The organism is Dyadobacter sp. CY323 (assembly GCF_021390245.1).
In the GTDB taxonomy this organism is placed as follows: Bacteria; Bacteroidota; Bacteroidia; order Cytophagales; family Spirosomataceae; genus Dyadobacter.
Map to the genome: position 1 here is coordinate 129,174 of NZ_JAJUXH010000010.1, position 18,948 is coordinate 148,121.

At 45.4% G+C, this 18,948-nt stretch carries 16 protein-coding genes; 14 read left to right on the plus strand and 2 right to left on the minus strand.

Annotation, left to right across the window (positions count from 1 at the left end; translation table 11 throughout):
- The first annotated feature begins 130 nt into the window (after positions 1 to 130).
- The 14 genes from LZG72_RS15915 (at position 131) to LZG72_RS15980 (ending at position 15,550) form a co-directional block, all read left to right on the plus strand.
- The gene (locus LZG72_RS15915) at positions 131 to 700 is read left to right on the plus strand and encodes an adenylate kinase (protein ID WP_233874324.1); all 570 of its coding nucleotides are present in this window, start codon (positions 131 to 133) and stop codon (positions 698 to 700) included.
- 36 nt (positions 701 to 736) lie between these two features.
- Positions 737 to 1,744, plus strand: coding sequence for a GTPase ObgE (gene obgE / locus LZG72_RS15920; RefSeq protein WP_233874327.1), 1,008 nt, complete (start codon positions 737 to 739; stop codon positions 1,742 to 1,744).
- 95 nt (positions 1,745 to 1,839) lie between these two features.
- Positions 1,840 to 5,010, plus strand: coding sequence for a T9SS type A sorting domain-containing protein (locus LZG72_RS15925; RefSeq protein ID WP_233874330.1), 3,171 nt, complete (start codon positions 1,840 to 1,842; stop codon positions 5,008 to 5,010).
- A 154-nt stretch (positions 5,011 to 5,164) separates the two neighbouring features.
- On the plus strand, positions 5,165 to 7,333 hold the full coding sequence (locus LZG72_RS15930; RefSeq protein ID WP_233874333.1) for a sialate O-acetylesterase: 2,169 nt from the start codon (positions 5,165 to 5,167) through the stop codon (positions 7,331 to 7,333).
- Positions 7,334 to 7,528: 195 nt separating this feature from the next.
- A complete protein-coding gene (locus LZG72_RS15935) occupies positions 7,529 to 7,903 on the plus strand; it encodes an NADH-quinone oxidoreductase subunit A (RefSeq protein WP_233874337.1) in 375 nt (124 codons plus the stop codon).
- A 27-nt stretch (positions 7,904 to 7,930) separates the two neighbouring features.
- Complete coding sequence (locus LZG72_RS15940; RefSeq protein WP_233874340.1) at positions 7,931 to 8,473, plus strand: NADH-quinone oxidoreductase subunit B; 543 nt, start codon at positions 7,931 to 7,933, stop codon at positions 8,471 to 8,473.
- A 5-nt stretch (positions 8,474 to 8,478) separates the two neighbouring features.
- Positions 8,479 to 8,979, plus strand: coding sequence for an NADH-quinone oxidoreductase subunit C (locus tag LZG72_RS15945; protein ID WP_233874343.1), 501 nt, complete (start codon positions 8,479 to 8,481; stop codon positions 8,977 to 8,979).
- A gap of 17 nt (positions 8,980 to 8,996) precedes the next feature.
- Positions 8,997 to 10,223 carry an NADH dehydrogenase (quinone) subunit D gene (nuoD, locus tag LZG72_RS15950; RefSeq protein ID WP_233874346.1) on the plus strand — a complete coding sequence of 409 codons (1,227 nt, stop codon included), beginning with the start codon at positions 8,997 to 8,999 and terminating at the stop codon, positions 10,221 to 10,223.
- A gap of 27 nt (positions 10,224 to 10,250) precedes the next feature.
- A complete protein-coding gene (nuoE, locus tag LZG72_RS15955) occupies positions 10,251 to 10,748 on the plus strand; it encodes an NAD(P)H-dependent oxidoreductase subunit E (RefSeq protein WP_233874349.1) in 498 nt (165 codons plus the stop codon).
- Between the two features lie 30 nt (positions 10,749 to 10,778).
- Positions 10,779 to 12,119, plus strand: coding sequence for an NADH-quinone oxidoreductase subunit NuoF (nuoF, locus tag LZG72_RS15960; RefSeq protein ID WP_233874352.1), 1,341 nt, complete (start codon positions 10,779 to 10,781; stop codon positions 12,117 to 12,119).
- Positions 12,120 to 12,148: 29 nt separating this feature from the next.
- Positions 12,149 to 13,264 carry a 2Fe-2S iron-sulfur cluster-binding protein gene (locus LZG72_RS15965; RefSeq protein WP_233874355.1) on the plus strand — a complete coding sequence of 372 codons (1,116 nt, stop codon included), beginning with the start codon at positions 12,149 to 12,151 and terminating at the stop codon, positions 13,262 to 13,264.
- Between the two features lie 36 nt (positions 13,265 to 13,300).
- Complete coding sequence (gene nuoH, locus LZG72_RS15970; RefSeq protein ID WP_233874358.1) at positions 13,301 to 14,380, plus strand: NADH-quinone oxidoreductase subunit NuoH; 1,080 nt, start codon at positions 13,301 to 13,303, stop codon at positions 14,378 to 14,380.
- Positions 14,381 to 14,401: 21 nt separating this feature from the next.
- Positions 14,402 to 14,995 carry an NADH-quinone oxidoreductase subunit I gene (locus LZG72_RS15975; protein WP_233874361.1) on the plus strand — a complete coding sequence of 198 codons (594 nt, stop codon included), beginning with the start codon at positions 14,402 to 14,404 and terminating at the stop codon, positions 14,993 to 14,995.
- Between the two features lie 36 nt (positions 14,996 to 15,031).
- Positions 15,032 to 15,550 (plus strand): NADH-quinone oxidoreductase subunit J, encoded by a 519-nt coding sequence (locus LZG72_RS15980; RefSeq protein ID WP_233874364.1) that lies wholly within the window; start codon positions 15,032 to 15,034, stop codon positions 15,548 to 15,550.
- An 80-nt stretch (positions 15,551 to 15,630) separates the two neighbouring features.
- On the opposite strand, the gene gcvP is transcribed toward LZG72_RS15980, so the two are convergent.
- Both gcvP and LZG72_RS15990 read right to left on the minus strand, forming a co-directional pair.
- A complete protein-coding gene (gene gcvP / locus LZG72_RS15985) occupies positions 15,631 to 18,525 on the minus strand; it encodes an aminomethyl-transferring glycine dehydrogenase (RefSeq protein WP_233874367.1) in 2,895 nt (964 codons plus the stop codon).
- 132 nt (positions 18,526 to 18,657) lie between these two features.
- Positions 18,658 to 18,864 (minus strand): hypothetical protein, encoded by a 207-nt coding sequence (locus LZG72_RS15990; protein ID WP_233874370.1) that lies wholly within the window; start codon positions 18,862 to 18,864, stop codon positions 18,658 to 18,660.
- Between the last annotated feature and the right edge of the window lie 84 nt (positions 18,865 to 18,948).

Sequence of the window (18,948 nt, forward strand, 5' to 3'; positions counted from 1 at the left end):
ATCCCCTTATTTAGAAATAATGAGGGGATTTTTATTTTAAAAATAATGGAACAATTAGGCTGACATTTGGTAAGAATTGTAAATTTGCCAAAATCACCATCTAACTGCGACATCAATTTCCTAAGCTATTATGCTGAATCTTATACTGTTTGGCCCTCCGGGTGCGGGGAAAGGCACCCAAAGTGAAAAAATTATTGCCAAGTACAATCTGATCCATTTGTCGACAGGAGATTTGCTCCGTAATGAAATTCAGGCGGGTTCTGAACTGGGCCTGAAAGCAAAAACACTCATGGATCAGGGCATATTAGTACCGGATGAAGTGGTGATCGGGATGATTGATAATAAGCTGAAAGAACACAGAAATGCCGCCGGGTTCATTTTTGACGGGTTTCCAAGAACAGTTAAGCAATCTGAGGCACTAGATCAGCTGTTAGCTTCTTACAATGAGAGCATTACAATCATGATTGCTCTGGTCGTAGATGACAACGAATTGCTGGCGCGCCTGCTAAACCGTGGAAAAACATCGGGCAGACCAGACGATCAGAATGAAGAGCTGATCAGCAAACGCATTCAGGAGTACAACAATAAAACCAGGCCCGTAGCGGACTATTATCAGCAGCAGGGAAAATTTGTCGCAATTGACGGGATTGGTGAGATCGATTTTATTTTTGAAGAGATTACACAGGCAATATCCAGGTAATTTTTACCTGAGAATTAACTTATCGCTATACAACACATGGCTTCGTCAAATTTTATAGATTACGTTAAAATCAATGTGCGTTCCGGCGCGGGGGGAGCAGGTTCTCTCCATTTCAGGCGTGAAAAGCATGTTGAAAAAGGAGGGCCCGACGGTGGTGACGGAGGAAGAGGTGGCCACGTGATCCTGAAAGGAAACAGCCAGCTATGGACGTTGCTTCATTTGAAATACACCAAGCATATCAAGGCATTTGATGGCAAAGGCGGCGAAGGTGGACGAAGAAGTGGCTCCATCGGAAAAGACATTATCCTCGAAGTTCCGCTCGGAACAATTGCCAGAAATGCCGAAACCGGTGAACAGCTATTCGAAATAACCGAAGACGGGCAGGAAATCATTTTGCTGAAAGGCGGTCGGGGTGGAATGGGAAATGACCATTTCAAGTCGGCAACCAACCAGACACCCCAACACGCCCAACCGGGCGAGCCAGGTCTGGAAGAATGGGTGATCCTCGAACTAAAAGTACTCGCAGATGTAGGTTTGGTCGGTTTTCCCAATGCCGGTAAATCGACATTGCTTTCTGTAGTCTCGGCTGCGCGACCCGAAATTGCGGATTATCCGTTTACAACTCTGGTGCCAAATCTGGGTGTAGTATCGTACCGCGACTACAAATCTTTCGTGATGGCCGACATTCCGGGAATCATTGAAGGAGCATCTCAGGGCAAAGGATTGGGGCTCCGTTTCCTCAGACATATCGAACGAAACTCCATTTTATTATTTATGGTCCCCGCCGACAGCGAGGACATTCAAGCTGCATATCAAACCCTTCTGCAGGAGCTAAAAGTCTACAATCCTGCACTCTTAGATAAGAATCGTCTCCTCGCGATTTCAAAAATCGATGTCCTCTCTGACTCGGAACGTAGTATATTAGAAAAACAACTACCTGATAATGTTGCTAGTATATTCATTTCTGCAGTTACTCAAGAAGGAATTGAACAATTGAAAGACAAAATATGGGAGTCGATCAATTCCCCGTTTACAGTAAACTAATTTCAGTTTCCCGTAAAATAATATTTTCTTGAAACAGGCAACCATTCGGTGCATATTGTGTGTCCGAGAAGTTACGTTAAAGAATTGTACTCACTATGAAACACTATCTACCGTACTTGCTTCGGGTAGCCTTAATAATTCTCTCGACAGCGTCATTTGGACAAGTTAGCATCGATTATCCGACTGACCGCGCCGTTTTTCAACGTGATAAAAACAACTCTGCTACCCTCTATATTGCAGGGGGTTACACCAAGGTTACCGACCGGATCGAAGCAAAATTAACTGCGATCAACGGTGGTGAAAATATCGACTGGACTACTATCCAACTAAATCCATCAGGAGGTCTATATCAGGGAAGCCTGCAGGCACGCGGCGGCTGGTATCGCCTTGAGGTTCGCGCCAGGCGGGGCGGCGACGTAGTTGGCTCCACAGAAGTTTCACACGTAGGCATCGGCGAAGTTTTTATGGTCGCGGGCCAGTCGAACGGTCAGGGTTACACTGACAAGGGTGCCCAGGGCGCTCAGGATGACCGGGTAAGCTGCATTGGTTTTAATTCAACGGATGGCCCACCGATTTTTCAGGATCTGCCTTATCCATCTTTTCAACATATAGAGTCATTTTCTGACATTGCTCCCAGGGGTAAAGGCGCATGGTGCTGGGGCAAGCTGGGAGACATTCTTGCTCAGCGGCTGGGTGTTCCAATCCTGTTTTTCAATGTTGCGTGGTATGGGACATCGGCCATCGCATGGCGCCAAAGCATCAATGGTACCGGTTATTCGGTTTACACAGGGGGGCCAATCGAACCAAGCGGAATGCCCTATGGAAATATCAGGATGGTAATCCAGCGATACACTCCCATCACTGGAATGAGAGGCGTGCTGTGGATTCAGGGCGAAGCAGATAACGATTTCAATACCAGTACGGATACTTATTTCAATAGTTTGAAAACGGTAATCGAAACTTCTAGAAACGAATCCGGAAAAAATATCTCCTGGATGGTATCGCTTACTTCCTACAACAATAAAAATGGAAGTGATCAAAACATTGTGAATGGACAGCGGCGCGTGATCAATAATGTGCTGAACGTATTCGAAGGCCCAAACACAGATGCGATTCAGATCCCACGCCAGGATGGCCCCGATGGCGTCCATTTCATGAATGAGGGATTGACGCAGCTCGCCGAAGCCTGGGCGGATAAACTGAATGACGGTTATTTCAATTCATCTGACCCATATCAAGGTGTCCGGCCAATGTCCGTGAACGCATTCTGCGCCGGAAACGGAAATCTGAATCTGAGTGCGAACAATGCAGGCTTGTCGTCGGTTAGCTGGACAAACGGGCAGTCGTCCAACAGCATTCAGGTAGGGAATGGAAATTACCGGGCATATGCCCGTGACGACCGTGGCAATTACATTTTTTCTCCGGAAATCAGGATAAACGAAAATATACAACCTCCACAGCCTACGATCCGGCTCGAAGGGAGCAATCCGGTCTGTCTTGGGAATACCGCGACATTGATATCCAGCACTTCTGAAAATGTCCGGTGGAATACCGGCTCAACCAGTGATCGGCTTGATGTGACCACTGGTGGGGACTATTTTGTTTCTACCAGGAATGTATACGGTTGCGAAGCGACTTCTGAAAAGATCACGATGAAAGTTTCCAATGCGCCGTTACCCGCCACCCCAAAGGTGACTGCTTCCGGCGTGCTCACTTTTTGTGATGGGGGTGAAGTAAGTCTTACTTCCGACTCCAAGCTTACTAATATCTGGTCAAATGGAGCGAATGCGGGCAGTATTGTTGTAAAAAACTCCGGCGAATTCAAGGTACGTGCACTGGATTCGGAGGGATGCTATTCTCTCGAATCGGAAGCAGTGAATGTCAAAGTAAATCCATTGCCTGCCAGACCGATTATTGGTTTGAGTGGCGAAACGACATTTTGTGCGGGCGGAAATGTGACATTGACTTCCAGTTACGACACGGGCAATATCTGGAGCACAACTGCCACGACCAAAGCTATTTCTGTTACGGCTACGGGCAATTTTACTTTAATGCAACGCGACGCAAATGGATGTGAGTCAACCTCCGACCAGGTATCTGTAAAAGTGAATCCATTACCCCAAACTCCGGCGATCACTGCCTTGCGCCCAACTACTTTTTGTTTGCGGGATTATACCACTCTTCAGAGTAGCGAAGCTTTTTCTTATGTATGGAGCAATGGAGAGACCGGCCGGCAGATTGAAATCAGAAACTCGGGTAATTTCACTATTTCGTCAAAAGATGAAAATGGCTGCATTTCGCCCGTGTCGCCGGTAGTTGCAGTCGTGGCTAATCCATTGCCTGTCACACCAACCATAGCGGCTGATGGCCCCATTGTTTTTTGTGCGGATTTAAGTGTTAATCTTCAATCATCTACCGCAGTAGGATTTTTATGGAGTAACGGAGCATCTACGCAGACTCTGAAAGTGACTACGGCCGGCATATTTTCAGTGCAGACGATCAATGAATTTCAGTGCTATTCCGACCCGAGTAACAAAATCACAACACAAACTCTCGCATTACCCGCAGCTCCAAATGTTCGTGCATTAAGTGCGACGACCATTTGCGATGGTGATACGGTGATTTTGCAGGCTTCACAAGGAAATTCATTTTTCTGGAATAATGGTGAAGAAGGAAGTGATATTAAGGTCATAGAAGCTGGGGATTATGCTGCGCGGGTACAAGATAGCAAGGGTTGCTACTCGCCTTATTCTGCGCTAATCCCCATCGATGTAAAACCCTCTCCAAGTGCGCCCGTTATCCGTCAAACTGGTACTTATACTTTGTTGGCAGAAAATAATCTCAATTCGGGAGATCATGTCTGGAAGTTTAATGATTTGGTTTTAACTGAAAATACGGCGACCCTGAAAGCTGTCCGGAGCGGATCATATGTGGTCAACAATACAATCGTTTACAGCCCCACACTCACTTGCTACTCTGAATTTTCGGAACCATTTATGTTCAGGTTGGACCCGACCGTTCCCGGTTTTGTGGTTTACCCTAATCCAAATGCAACTGGAAAAATGACGGTGGAAACACTCCTTAATGTGATTAATGCGGAGATCCAGATTGTAGATAGTCGTGGTGTGATTCATAAAACGTTTACTGTTAAAAGGTTCGACAGTCAAAAAGTTTTCAACTTGTCCGGTTTATCGAGCGGGACCTATTTTGTCCGTATTCTTTCCGCAGGTTTTAATGCGACTCAAAAACTTCTGATTGTACAGTAAATAAACGACTGGGCACCTGTCTGATCAAAATATTGAAATGGTGATATTTTCGCAAAATAATCATTTACATTTGTAACCGTTTTGCTTTAGAAACATCCAATCGGAACCATAATCGTACAGAATATACAAAACTTTACCTGTATCAGAATTCCCAATGCGTAATAGATTTTTTCTTCCGGTAGTGGCAAAGGCGCTGCTGTTGATCGTGATGATTTCATCAACAGTATTTGCACAAATCAAAATTACTTCTCCTACCTTCCAGGCTGTATATCAACGAGATATAACCGGCCAGCGAACCCTTACCGTTACCGGGACATTTACTGTCACCATGGATAAGGTTGAAATCCGGGCGGTACCGGTAGTCCAGGGACAGGGTATACCAACGGCCTGGGAAACCTTGCAGGATGCACCAAAAGGAGGTGTTTTTTCAGGAAATATTACACTTTTCGGAGGTTGGTATACACTTGAAGTCAGGGCGATTGCGGGCGGAAAAGTAGTAGGACGTGACGTGCTTGCCCGGGTAGGTATTGGCGAAGTCTTTATCATTGCGGGCCAATCAAATGCCCAAGGTTTAAAGGGATACAACTGGGGGCCTTCAGCTCAGGATGACCGGGTTCAATATGTATCAAACTATGAAAATGATGAATTAGGGCAATACAAGGATTTATTGACTGACCCTGTTCCACCGACGTTTTCAAAGATAACAAGAGACCTGAAAACCATGTCGCCACGTGGCCAGACAGCCTGGTGCTGGGGTATATTAGGAGATCTCCTGGTAACCAAATTGAATGTTCCGGTATTATTTATAAACACCGCCTGGGAAGGAACGGCGATCGAAAACTGGTCCTACAGCGCCCAGGGATTAGCTACCGTAAACAAATATGGTAATTTCACTTATGTTCCTGGTATGCCTTATGCAAACCTGCGAATTGCTGCCAGGAATTACGGAAATCAATACGGAGTGCGGGCGATTTTGTGGATGCAGGGGGAGGCAGACGCATTATTCAAGACACCGGCTGCTTTTTACAGAGACAACCTTCAGTTTCTGATCAATAGATTAACTTCGGAGACTAACAAACGCATTACCTGGGTTATTGCAAGAACAAGCAGAACATCGCCTAATCCCCAAACTCCGTCATTTACAAACCCTGCAATCATTGCAGCACAGAACGCGGTTTTAGACACAAAATTCAATCCAACTTATCCTGGCCCGGAAACCGATCCTCTTGTCACAGATCGGGGTGATGGTACGCACTTTGTCGGTAAAAGACCTGATGATGAGGAAGGCACCGTAAATGCACTCCGGATTCTTGCAAATGCATGGAATGAAAGTCTGGATGCGAATTTCTTTTCGACTGTTCCTCCTGCGGCGCCTGCTGAAATTCCTGCGATGACAGCAGCCTGTGTAACTGCGAACAATGCGGTTACCATAACGTTACCAACCGGATACAAATCCTATGAATGGAGCAACGGATCAAAGGGCAGCTCAATTACGGTTTCCGACGCCGGTACATATCGCGCCACCGTGAAAGATGATGCTGGCAACTCAATCCTCACTTCGGTAGTGGTTCTTGACAATGGTGCAAAACCGGTTCAGCCGAGCATTTTGCAACAAGGTCAGCAGCAGGCCTGCGCCGATTCATCATTTCAGTTTTCGGTTGCGGAAGGCAATGACATTTACAGCTGGTATAAACAAGGTTCAAACTCCATTATTGCTACCGGCCCAACCGCGAAAATCGCAGAGAGTGGAAACTATTTTGTGAAATCACAGAACGTATTTGGATGTGTTTCCGAAAATTCAGCCAACTCTTCACTGGTTATCCGGCCAAAAATTTCCAAGCCGGTCATTGAAGCATCGGGACCTTTCAGCATTACCGCCAAAATCTCAGAAACGGGGCTCAATGAGCAGTTTTTATGGAGACGGCCGGGGACCGAGTCAGATACTACGGCCAATATTGTGAAAATTCTCAAAACAGGTAACTACTCTACGAAAGCCAAGGTAAATTTCACAATTGGAGATAACAATGTGCTGACATGCTATTCGGATACAACTTCGCAGGAATTTAAGACCATTGAACAAAACGATGTGGTTATCTACCCAAATCCAAGTCAGGATAGTTATGTTTACATCGAGTCCCGTGACAACATTTCAAATGCGGTTATAACGCTTTTTGACATCTACGGACGTGTTGTGAAGTCCACGCCACCTCAAATGCTTGATAGCCGCCTGCGAATCAGTGTCGGGCATTTGCCAACCGGCAAATACATTATCCGCGTTACGGGGCAGGGACAGAGCCTTACGAAGCAAATTATCATCCGATAACTAATTTTTCTTTGTTTGTTTACAAATAAGCCCCGGGAGACCGGGGCTTATTTAGTATGATCCTAATTAAACAAAAGAAAAAGTAAAGAATTTGATTGATAAATTTGCAAAGGCTAATTTTGAGATATAGGAAAACAGTACCCTTTATACATTTTGACAAGCCTGACGACCTGAGATTATCATAGCGTTCTTTCAATGAAAAACACATATCTTCCTTCCGATTACCTACCTATTTTAGTTCAATTTCTACTTGCTGCGGCTTTCATTGGCGGAACGATGATCGTAACGCATTTGATTGGGCCAAGCCGGAAGAGCAAATTAAAGGATGACCCATTTGAATGCGGCATCGAATCGGTGGGTGATGCCCGGACACCAATTTCCGTTAAGTACTTTTTAGTTGCAATCCTGTTCGTTCTTTTTGACGTTGAAGTGATATTTATGTATCCCTGGGCTGTAAACTTTAAAGGCCTCGGAATGTTTGGGTTCATTGAGATGTTATTGTTTATGGCGCTCCTGTTATCCGGTTTTTATTATGTCATCCGCAAGGGTGTATTGAACTGGGAAGAGTAAGCCACAAACCTTGAATTGGGAAAAATTATGAAAGAAGTAACGATTGTGGAGGCTCCGCAAGGACATAGCGGATCTGGTTTTTTTGCAACTTCATTTGACGAGGCCATCGGACTGGCACGCAGCTATTCACTTTGGCCTTTGCCTTTTGCCACCTCTTGTTGCGGAATTGAATTTATGGCAACCATGGGTGCGCATTATGATATTTCACGCTTTGGGTCTGAACGTCCAAGCTTTTCGCCACGTCAGGCCGATCTGCTCATGGTAATGGGTACCATTGCGAAAAAGATGGCGCCGGTTGTAAAGCAGGTATACCTTCAAATGGCTGAACCCCGCTGGGTTATGGCGGTTGGAGCTTGTGCATCCAGTGGAGGTATTTTCGATACTTACAGCGTTTTGCAGGGTATCGACAGGATTATCCCGGTTGATGTGTATGTGCCCGGATGCCCGCCACGACCAGAACAGATCATTGATGGCCTTATGCAAATACAGTATTTGGCACAGAATGAAAAACTTCGCCGGAGAAATACCGATGAATACCAGCAATTATTGTCTTCTTATAACATTCAGTAACCGATATGCTGACGAATCAGGAGGTAGCGGAAGCACTTTTGGAAAAATTTGGTGATCAAGCTTTTGATTTTGAAGAGCCTTACGGACTTTTAACGCTTTCAACCACCCGCGAGCAGATTATACCAATGCTCGAATTTTTGCGTGATCATAAAACCTACCAGGTCATTTTTCTGACCGACTTGTGCGGAATACATTATCCGGACAATGCGTCGAAGGAATTTATGGTGGTGTACCACATGCATAGCTTTATCCATAATTTCAGGATACGGATCAAGGTTTCCATTGCAGAAGAAGATATTCATATTCCGACGGCAACGGGCCTCTTTGCAAGTGCCAACTGGATGGAACGCGAAACCTATGACTTTTTTGGAATCCTGTTTGACGGGCACCCTAACCTCATCCGGATTCTGAATATCGAAGAGATGGACTACTTTCCCATGCGCAGACAATATGCATTGGAAGATGCCACACGTGAAGATAAAACTGATGCCCTTTTTGGCCGCTGATCTTATATTGAGTTATTATGGCAGATATTGAATTATTACCGCATAACGTTCCCTCAAAGTCCGATTTGCCCGAACTGGTTGAGGAATTAACCACACTCAATCTTGGCCCGACCCACCCTGCAACGCACGGAATTTTCCAGAATATCCTGAAAATGGATGGGGAAAAGATCGTTTCGGGTGAGCAGACGATTGGGTATATACACCGTGCTTTTGAAAAAATAGCGGAAAGAAGGGCTTTTTACCAAATTACCACGCTTACAGACCGCATGAATTATTGCTCCTCCCCGATCAATAATATGGGCTGGCATATGACTGTGGAAAAGCTGCTGGGTGTTGAAGTTCCGAAACGCGCGCAATATATCCGCGTAATCATGATGGAGCTGGCCCGCATTACCGATCATATTATTTGCAATAGCATTCTTGGTGTGGATACCGGGGCCTTTACGGGCTTTTTGTATGTTATGCAAAAAAGGGAAGAGGTTTACGAGATTTACGAAGAGGTTTGCGGCGCACGTCTGACTACGAATATGGGCCGGGTGGGCGGCATGGAAAGAGATCTTTCAAATACCGCAATCCGCAAGATCCATGAATTTATAAAATCATTCCCACCTGTTTTACGCGAGCTTGAAAAGCTTTTGAACCGCAACCGGATCTTCATGGACCGTACCATTAACGTAGGTCCAATCTCAATGGAGAGAGCGATCTCATACGGTTTCACAGGCCCTAACCTGCGCGCAGCCGGACTGGACTATGACGTCAGGGTTATGAATCCTTATTCTTCGTATGAGGATTTTGACTTTACCATTCCGATTGGTCAAAATGGTGATACGTACGATCGTTATATGGTGCGTAACGAGGAAATGTGGCAAAGTTTAAAAATCGTAGAACAAGCGATTAACAATCTTCCGGAAGGACCTTTTTATGCCGATGCTCCTGAATATTATTTGCCTCCTAAACAAGAGGTTTACAGAAGCATGGAGGCACTTATCTACCATTTCAAGATCGTAATGGGGGAAATTGATGCTCCGATCGGTGAAGTTTATCATGCTGTCGAGGGCGGAAACGGAGAACTTGGTTTTTACCTGATCAGCGATGGCGGACGTGCCCCGTACCGTTTGCATTTCCGCAGGCCAAGTTTCATTTATTATCAGGCTTATCCTGAAATGTGCAAAGGAAGTACATTGTCGGATGCCATTCTGACGATGAGTAGCCTCAATGTAATTGCGGGCGAACTCGACGCTTAAAGTTTGTTTAAAGATCGTATCTAAGAAATGACTGAAACACCTAATCTGGTTGCATTTACGCCGGAAAGACTGGAGAAAGTAAAAGACATTATTGCAAGATATCCGGAGGGCCGCCAAAAGTCGGCTCTCTTACCTGTTTTGCACGTAGCCCAGGAACAGTGGGGCTGGCTCAGCAGTGAGGTAATGGACTATGTGGCAGGTATTTTAAGTCTCGAGCCGGTTGAAGTGTACGAAGTGGCTACATTCTACACCATGTACCATCTCGATCCCGTAGGCAAACATGTGATCGAATATTGCAGAACCGGACCTTGCTGCCTCATGGGTGGAGAAGATGTGTATGGTTATTTGAAACAAAAACTCGGAGTGGAAGCCGGGCAAACTACCGCAGACGGACTTTTTACATTAAAAGAAGTCGAGTGTCTTGCTGCCTGCGGATGGGGTCCGGTTTTTCAGATCAGAGAAAAATATTATATGAATCTGACCAATGAAAAAGTAGATCAGATTATTGAAGATTTAAGTAAATAAGCATTTAAAGGCTGAAAACAGTATCCTCAAATGGCTAAAAAAATATTAACGGAACATATCAACGTCCCTGGCATTGAAACTTTCGATGTGTATCGCAGACAGGGAGGTTATACAGCCGTTGAAAAGGCTTTGAAAACCATGACTCCGGATGAGATCGTGGAAGAAACTAAGAAATCAGGAGTGAGAGGAAGAGGTGGCGCAGGATTTCCGATGGGTATGAAATGGGGCTTTTTGGCTAAACCTGAGGGTGTTCCAAGATATCTTGTTTGCAACGCGGACGAATCGGAACCAGGAACCTTCAAGGATCATTACCTGATGAAGTCGATCCCGCATTTATTAATCGAGGGGATGATTATTGGCAGTTTTGCATTAGGTGCCAAAAAATCATTCATCTATGTTCGGGGTGAACTGATGTACGTGATCCACATCCTTGAAAAAGCGATTGCAGAAGCAAAAGCGGCTGGATTTTTAGGTCAGAACATTTTGGGTACCGGATACGATCTTGAACTGATCGTACAATCCGGAGGTGGTGCATATATATGTGGCGAAGAAACTGCCCTGCTCGAATCGCTTGAAGGTAAAAGAGGAAACCCGAGAAATAAACCTCCATTCCCGGCGGTAAAAGGATTATATCAAAGTCCAACGGTTGTGAATAATGTAGAATCCATTGCTAATATGCCATGGATCATCAATAATGGAGCGGATGCTTATGCGGGAATTGGAATTGGAAGAAGCACAGGTACCAAATTGATTTCTGCTTCCGGGCATATTAAAAAGCCAGGGGTTTATGAAATTGAACTCGGTGTAAGTGTTGAAGAATTTTTGAATTCGGATGAATACTGCGGCGGCATTAGAGACGGTCATCATTTGAAAGCTTTGGTTGCCGGCGGATCATCCGTACCCATTCTGCCAGCTCATCTGATCATGAAAACAGCAAATGGCGAAGATCGTCTGATGTCTTATGAATCTCTTTCGGACGGTGGATTTGCGACAGGTACCATGCTCGGGTCAGGTGGATTTATCGTTTTTGATGAAACAGCCTGCATTGTAAGAAATACCTGGAATTTCGCACGTTTTTATCACCACGAATCTTGCGGACAATGCAGCCCGTGCCGTGAAGGAACCGGCTGGATGGAAAAAGTCCTGCATCGCATAGAGCACGGACATGGAAGTATGCATGATGTCGACCTTTTGGTTGATATATCAAAAAAAATAGAAGGAAACACCATTTGTCCACTAGGTGACGCTGCTGCCTGGCCGGTTGCCAGTGCGATACGCCACTTCAGGGATGAATTTATGTGGCATATTACCAATCCTCACGAAGCTTCACAACCAGGAGCTGTATATCAGGGAGAAATGGCGCTGGTATAACAACCAGGGCATAATGTACATTATTTGGCATGGAAGAAACGAAACCGCAGTTAATAAAAATCACATTCGACGGCATTGAAGTTGAAGTGGAACCTGGTACTACCATCATGCAAGCTGCACGGAAAATTGCAGAAGCGGATGAAAGCCAGGGCCACCTTGTTCCGCCGGCAATGTGCTACTATAAACCACTTCCGACTTCGGGTGGGAAGTGCAGGGCATGTCTGGTAAAAGTGGCGCAGGGATCCGCAAAAGATCCTCGCCCAATGCCGAAACTCGTTCCGTCCTGCATTACACAGGTTCAGGAGGGTATGGTTGTGGAAAACACTACCAATCAGGGAGTTCTGGACACGCGCAAAAGTATAGTTGAATTTTTACTGATCAACCACCCGCTCGACTGTCCGATTTGCGACCAGGCTGGTGAGTGTCATTTGCAGGATTTTGCATTTGAGCATGGATCGGTAAAAACCCGTTACGAGGAAGACAGACGTACTTTTGACAAAATAGACATTGGCCCATTCGTGCAGTTGCACATGACGCGCTGCATACTTTGCTACCGTTGTGTATACACTGCGGATCAGATCACAGATAAGCGTGTTCACGGTGTAATGAACCGCGGGGATGCGTCCGAGATCAGTACATACATCGAAAAGGCGATCGATAACGATTTCTCAGGCAATGTGATCGACGTTTGTCCGGTAGGAGCTTTAACCGACAAAACATACCGCTTTAAAAACAGGGTATGGTTCTCGAAACCGGAAGATGCGCATTGTGATTGTTCTAAATGCAGCGGAAAAGTAACCTTATGGTATCGGGGCGATGAAGTGATCCGAGTTACCGCACGCAAAAATACCTGGGGAGAAGTGAACGAGTTCATTTGCAATACCTGCCGTTTTGAAAGGAAAAAAACCAGCGACTGGGTATTGGAAGGGCCGACAAAAGTGAAGCGCAGCTCGGTGATCTCAGCCAACAAGTACCGTGCAGATCTCATCAAAAAGCCTGATTTCGCTCTAAAACTAGCTGCCACTCAGTTCAAACCGATTGATGATACCAGAGAATTTGTGACTGACGGGGAGACGATCCGTCAGCAAAGCATTGAAAATAACGACAAGGCAAATCACCGTTCTTTGTTAGCAAAAAATAATTAGTAGCAGCAGAAATGCTGCCGATAACCCGGCTTTAAAATGGATTTAATTGAGTTTTTAGTAAAAACAGCAACCATCTTCGTCGTTTTCGTCCTCACCCTGGTCATCGCCATGTATTCGACCTGGGCCGAGCGCAAAGTAGCTGGTTTTATTCAGGACCGTGAGGGACCCAACCGCGCGGGATGGGGTGGATTGTTACAGCCGCTGGCTGATGCAGGTAAAATGTTTTTCAAGGAAGACTTTATTCCTGCATTAGCCAACAAATGGCTTTTTATAGCCGGCCCGAGTTTAGCGATGCTCACTGCATTGCTTGCCAGCGCCGTGATCCCGTTTGGAAGCACATTCAAAATCAATGGCCATGAAGTGGTGCTGCAAGGTGTTGAGTCCAACATTGGTATCTTGTACGTTTTTGGCGTTGTAGCACTTGGTGTTTATGGAATTATGATCGGAGGCTGGGCTTCCAATAATAAATTTTCATTGCTTGGTGCAATCCGGGCGGCTTCTCAGAATATTAGCTATGAAGTGGCGATGGGTTTGTCCCTGATTGCCATTTTGATGATGAGCAGTTCACTTTCATTGGGCGAGATCGTTGCACAGCAGCACGGAGCTAACTGGAATATTTTTTACCAGCCACTGGGCTTCATAATCTTTATAACCTGCTCATTTGCTGAATGTAACCGTGTCCCATTTGACCTTCCTGAATGCGAAACCGAGCTCGTGGGAGGCTATCACACCGAATATGGAAGTATGAAGCTGGGTTTTTACCTGTTTGCAGAATACATCAACATGTTCATTTCCTCGGCGATCATTTCGGTCTTGTATTTTGGCGGATATAACTACCCGGGCATGGATTGGGTTTACAGCCAGCTTACTCAGGCGTTGGGATCTGAAACAGGTCATAATATAGCTACATTGATCGGCACCGCCGTCTTCTTTGGCAAGGCTATATTCTTTATATTCTTTTACATGTGGGTTCGCTGGACAATCCCGCGTTTCCGTTATGACCAATTGATGAACCTTGGCTGGAAGAAACTCATTCCGCTGGCCATTTTTAATATCATAATCACTGGTGCCGCTGTGCTTTTCTTGAAGCCTGTTATCACCGCGTGGTTAAACTAAAATTTTCAAAAACGCATTGCTATGCAATTGACCAACCGCTCTAAGCAAGTCAGCAATAAAGAAATGACGTTGATGGAACGCGCATACCTGCCGGCGATTGCAACAGGTCTGGCCATCACCATCAAACATTTTTTCTCCAAGAAAGTTACGATTCAATATCCTGAGGTAAAACGTTATCTGGGCCCTGTTTTCAGGGGAAGGCATATTCTTAAACGTGATGAAGATGGTCGGGAACGCTGCACAGCCTGTGGCCTTTGTGCCGTAGCTTGTCCTGCAGAAGCCATTCAGATCGTTGCGGCTGAACGTGAAAAGGGAGAAGAAAAGTTGTACCGGGAAGAAAAATACGCAGCTGTTTACGAAGTAAATATGTTGCGGTGCATATTCTGCGGTTTATGCGAAGAAGCTTGTCCAAAACAAGCTGTCTACCTTCGTCACGACGAGTTTATTCCTGTTTTTACGGAACGCGATCAGGTGATCTGGGGGAAAGATTTGCTGGTAGAAGATATGACTAACCGCTACACCCGTGAAGCCTGGACCAAAGAAGAAGCTCATGCGCTCGATGCAAAAAGAGCCAGCGGAGAAGTTACCAACGTTGTTCCAAGAGCTATCCCGTGAGCGGATTAACCCATACTTTCAGAAGTAATTAATGTCATGAATTCAACCGTATCTTTTTTCTATTTCCTTTCTTTCCTCACCATTCTCAGTGCAGTAATGGTGGTTGTCTCGCGTAACCCGATCCACAGCGTACTTTATCTGATCCTGACATTCTTTACTTTGTCCGGCCATTATATTCTGCTAAATGCTCAGTTTCTGGCGGCAGTGAACATCATCGTTTATGCGGGGGCCATTATGGTATTGTTTCTCTTCGTGATCATGTTTTTGAATATGAAACAAGATAATGAAGAGTCAAAAACGAACCTGACCAAAATCGCCGCTACAATTGTCGGAGGAACAGTTTTTGTGATTCTTTTCGGTGCATATCGTAAAAGCATTGTCCCATCGTACAGCCCGGAAACATTCGATTCTCAGATTGGTATGATAGAAAACCTCGGTCATTTGCTGTTCCGTGAATATCTTTTACCGTTTGAGCTTGTATCCATTTTGCTTTTAGTGGCTATGGTAGGAGCTGTTATGTTGGGTAAAAGAGAAATTGGAGAGCGGCATTTCTAAAATAGCCAATTACCTTCATACGAATACAAAAAAAGGAGACGATCGGGCGATTGTCTCCTTTTTTAATGCCTTGTTTCAGATCAATTAGCCGCCTCTTCCGCGTAAGCTTCCACCGGAATGCATGAGCAGATCAGGTTGCGATCACCATAGGCGCTATCAACACGGCTGACACTTGGCCAGAATTTATTGAAACGCAAATATGGAAGTGGAAATGCCGCCTTTTCACGACTGTAAGATCTATTCCAGGATTCGCTCAATAGAACTCTTGAAGTATGCGGCGCATGTTTCAAGACATTGTCAGAGCGATCTGCGGTACCTTCTTCAATTTCTCTGACCTCATTACGGATTGAAATCATGGCGTCACAAAAACGGTCGAGTTCCGCTTTTGATTCTGATTCCGTCGGTTCGATCATCAATGTACCCGCAACTGGGAATGACAGTGTTGGTGCATGAAATCCGTAATCCATCAAACGTTTTGCGAGATCCTCGGCTTCTACGCCAGCGGATTTAAATGAACGACAATCCAGAATCATTTCATGCGCGCAACGTCCATTTGTACCTGTGTAAAGTACGTCATAATGTCCGCTCAAACGCTCTTTAATGTAATTCGCATTGAGAATCGCATATTTCGTAGCATTTATAAGCCCCTCACTGCCCATCATCGCGATGTACGCATATGAAATAGTAAGGATGCTGGCGCTGCCATAAGGTGCCGCAGAAACTGCTCCTGCTTCGCCTGCCGGCAAATGTTCCGGCTGGGTACTGAAATTAATGTGTCCCGGTAAGAATGGCATCAAATGTTCCGCAACCCCAATCGGTCCAACCCCGGGTCCGCCGCCGCCATGAGGGATACAAAAAGTCTTATGCAGGTTCAAGTGGCAAACATCCGCACCAATGCTGGCCGGACTTGTTAACCCTACCTGCGCATTCATATTTGCGCCATCCATATACACCTGTCCGCCATGCGAATGGATCATTTCACATATCTCAATGATACTTTCCTCGTACACTCCGTGAGTGGACGGGTAGGTGACCATCAGGCAAGACAGATCGCTGCCGTATTGTTCTGCTTTTGCTTTCAGATCGGCCACATCGATATTTCCTCTCTCATCAGTTTTTGTAACTACAACCCTCATTCCGGCCATCACGGCAGAAGCGGGATTGGTTCCATGCGCTGATTGCGGTATGAGGGCCACATTGCGGTGATGTTCCCCGCGGCTCTCATGATATGCCCGGATCGCCATTAAACCTGCATATTCTCCTTGTGCACCTGAATTTGGTTGAAACGACATTGCCGCAAATCCAGTGATCTCGCAAAGCCAAACATTTAGCTCACTCACCAACTGAGCATACCCGCCCACCTGGTTTGTCGGAGCGAATGGGTGAATTCCACCAAATTCCGGCCAGGTCAACGGAATCATTTCCGCAGTCGCATTCAGTTTCATGGTGCAACTTCCTAGCGAAATCATCGAATGAACCAATGATAAATCCTTATTTTCCAGTGATTTCAAATACCGAAGCATCTCGTGCTCAGTATGATGGGTATTAAAAACCGGATGAGTCAGAAAATCAGATTTGCGTTCGAGATTTTCCGGGAAAGCAAATTCAAGGTCTTCATCAATTACCATTTCACCTTGAAAGCCAGACACTTCTGCAAATACATTCAGCAATGCGATGACGTCGTCGAAAGTCTTAGCTTCGTCAAATGCAACCGTGACGCTTTCTTCTTTATTATACTTCAAATTGATGCCATATTTCAAAGACGTTTCTCTGAGTTTCCTGCCCAGCGTCGTCTGAATGGTGACTGTGTCAAAGTAATTTTCTGTAACAACTTCATAATGAAACTTCCTGATCGTCTCAACAAACAATTTTGTTAGTCCGTGAACCCGTGAAGCAATCACTTTTATGCCCTCGGGACCATGGTAAACGGAATATGCTCCGGCTATCACTGCCAACAGTACCTGGGCAGTACAAATGTTAGACGTAGCCTTTTCTCTCCGGATATGCTGCTCGCGCGTCTGAAGTGCCATCCGTAATGCACGATTCCCTTCGCCATCCACGGAAACTCCGATGATACGTCCCGGAATATTACGCTTGAATGAGTCTTTGGTTGCAAAAAATGCTGCGTGAGGACCACCATAGCCCATCGGAACACCAAAACGCTGCGAAGATCCAACTACCACATCAGCGCCCATTTCTCCCGGAGATTTCAGAAGTACTAATGCCAGGAGGTCAGCGGCTACCGCAACAGTTACGTGCAGATTATGCGCGGATGCGATGAAATCCGTATAATCGATTACCTCTCCATTCGTCGCCGGATACTGAACAAGTACGCCATAAACGTTTTCATTAGTCAGGTCAAAAGTGGCATGATTTCCTACAATCACCTCAATACCAATTGGTTTGGCACGAGTATGGATCAAATCGATGGTTTGGGGATGGCAAAGTTCTGAAACGAAAAACGTATTTGCCTTTTTCTTCGCGGCTGGCCTCAGACTGTGCAGCATCGTCATCGCTTCGGCGGCGGCAGTAGCCTCATCCAGCAGCGACGCATTTGCGATCTCCATGCCAGTCAGGTCTGTAATAACCGTCTGAAAATTCAGAAGCATTTCCAGCCTGCCTTGGGCGATTTCCGCCTGATATGGCGTATATGCGGTATACCAGGCCGGATTTTCGAGGATGTTCCTCAAAATGACATTTGGGGTAATGGTGTCATAATAACCCGTACCAATGTAAGATTTGAGCACTGCATTTTTAGAGGCAATTTTTTTAATGCCCTGCAAAAACTCCTGCTCACTCTTTGGTTTTGGAAGATATAGTGGCTTTGCCAAACGTATGGCTTGGGGAAGTGTCTGATCTATCAGTTCATCCAGAGATGCGGCTCCGATCGTATTCAGCATTTCCTGCAGCTCCTGCGCATCTTTGCCGTGGTGACGGCTTTCAAATGTATCCTGGTTTCGAAGATTAATTTTCATTCAACGTGGCCCGAGAGTGCCGTTAATAGGTTGGTTTTTAAAATACAAAAGTAAGCAAAACCCTCCAGATCTTTTTGAAATGCAGGCAATGCTTACTCTTGAATATGTACAAAATTGTATGCGCTGATACGATTACTTATTCGGACAGCCGCAGTCACTTTTTCGCTTGAAAATTCCGAGGATTTTTTTGGACTTAGGCTTTTTGTAACCCTTATATTTCTTCTTCTTCCCAAACAGCTCCATTTTAGAAGCGGCCGGTTTTGCGTTTAAAGGTTCTATACCTGAAACCCCGCAAACCAATGCGAAAATCAGAAGCCAGGGAGCAATTTTTCTCATCATCTTAATGAATTTTTTTGAGCAGTGATCAATTAATAAACGTTGCGAAAATGGAATAACGTATGAATGAATTAGGCAGAACTACCC

What these genes read in the sequence shown, in the direction of transcription:
- LZG72_RS15925 (WP_233874330.1), top strand. Translation starts at nt 1,840, where the DNA reads ATGAAACACTATCTACCGTACTTGCTTCGGGTAGCCTTAATAATTCTC.
- gcvP (WP_233874367.1), bottom strand. Translation starts at nt 18,525, where the DNA reads ATGAAAATTAATCTTCGAAACCAGGATACATTTGAAAGCCGTCACCAC.
- LZG72_RS15990 (WP_233874370.1), bottom strand. Translation starts at nt 18,864, where the DNA reads ATGATGAGAAAAATTGCTCCCTGGCTTCTGATTTTCGCATTGGTTTGC.
- nuoF (WP_233874352.1), top strand. Translation starts at nt 10,779, where the DNA reads ATGGCTAAAAAAATATTAACGGAACATATCAACGTCCCTGGCATTGAA.
- LZG72_RS15935 (WP_233874337.1), top strand. Translation starts at nt 7,529, where the DNA reads ATGAAAAACACATATCTTCCTTCCGATTACCTACCTATTTTAGTTCAA.
- LZG72_RS15940 (WP_233874340.1), top strand. Translation starts at nt 7,931, where the DNA reads ATGAAAGAAGTAACGATTGTGGAGGCTCCGCAAGGACATAGCGGATCT.
- obgE (WP_233874327.1), top strand. Translation starts at nt 737, where the DNA reads ATGGCTTCGTCAAATTTTATAGATTACGTTAAAATCAATGTGCGTTCC.
- LZG72_RS15965 (WP_233874355.1), top strand. Translation starts at nt 12,149, where the DNA reads ATGGAAGAAACGAAACCGCAGTTAATAAAAATCACATTCGACGGCATT.
- nuoH (WP_233874358.1), top strand. Translation starts at nt 13,301, where the DNA reads ATGGATTTAATTGAGTTTTTAGTAAAAACAGCAACCATCTTCGTCGTT.
- nuoD (WP_233874346.1), top strand. Translation starts at nt 8,997, where the DNA reads ATGGCAGATATTGAATTATTACCGCATAACGTTCCCTCAAAGTCCGAT.
- LZG72_RS15980 (WP_233874364.1), top strand. Translation starts at nt 15,032, where the DNA reads ATGAATTCAACCGTATCTTTTTTCTATTTCCTTTCTTTCCTCACCATT.
- LZG72_RS15945 (WP_233874343.1), top strand. Translation starts at nt 8,479, where the DNA reads ATGCTGACGAATCAGGAGGTAGCGGAAGCACTTTTGGAAAAATTTGGT.
- LZG72_RS15915 (WP_233874324.1), top strand. Translation starts at nt 131, where the DNA reads ATGCTGAATCTTATACTGTTTGGCCCTCCGGGTGCGGGGAAAGGCACC.
- LZG72_RS15930 (WP_233874333.1), top strand. Translation starts at nt 5,165, where the DNA reads ATGCGTAATAGATTTTTTCTTCCGGTAGTGGCAAAGGCGCTGCTGTTG.
- nuoE (WP_233874349.1), top strand. Translation starts at nt 10,251, where the DNA reads ATGACTGAAACACCTAATCTGGTTGCATTTACGCCGGAAAGACTGGAG.
- LZG72_RS15975 (WP_233874361.1), top strand. Translation starts at nt 14,402, where the DNA reads ATGCAATTGACCAACCGCTCTAAGCAAGTCAGCAATAAAGAAATGACG.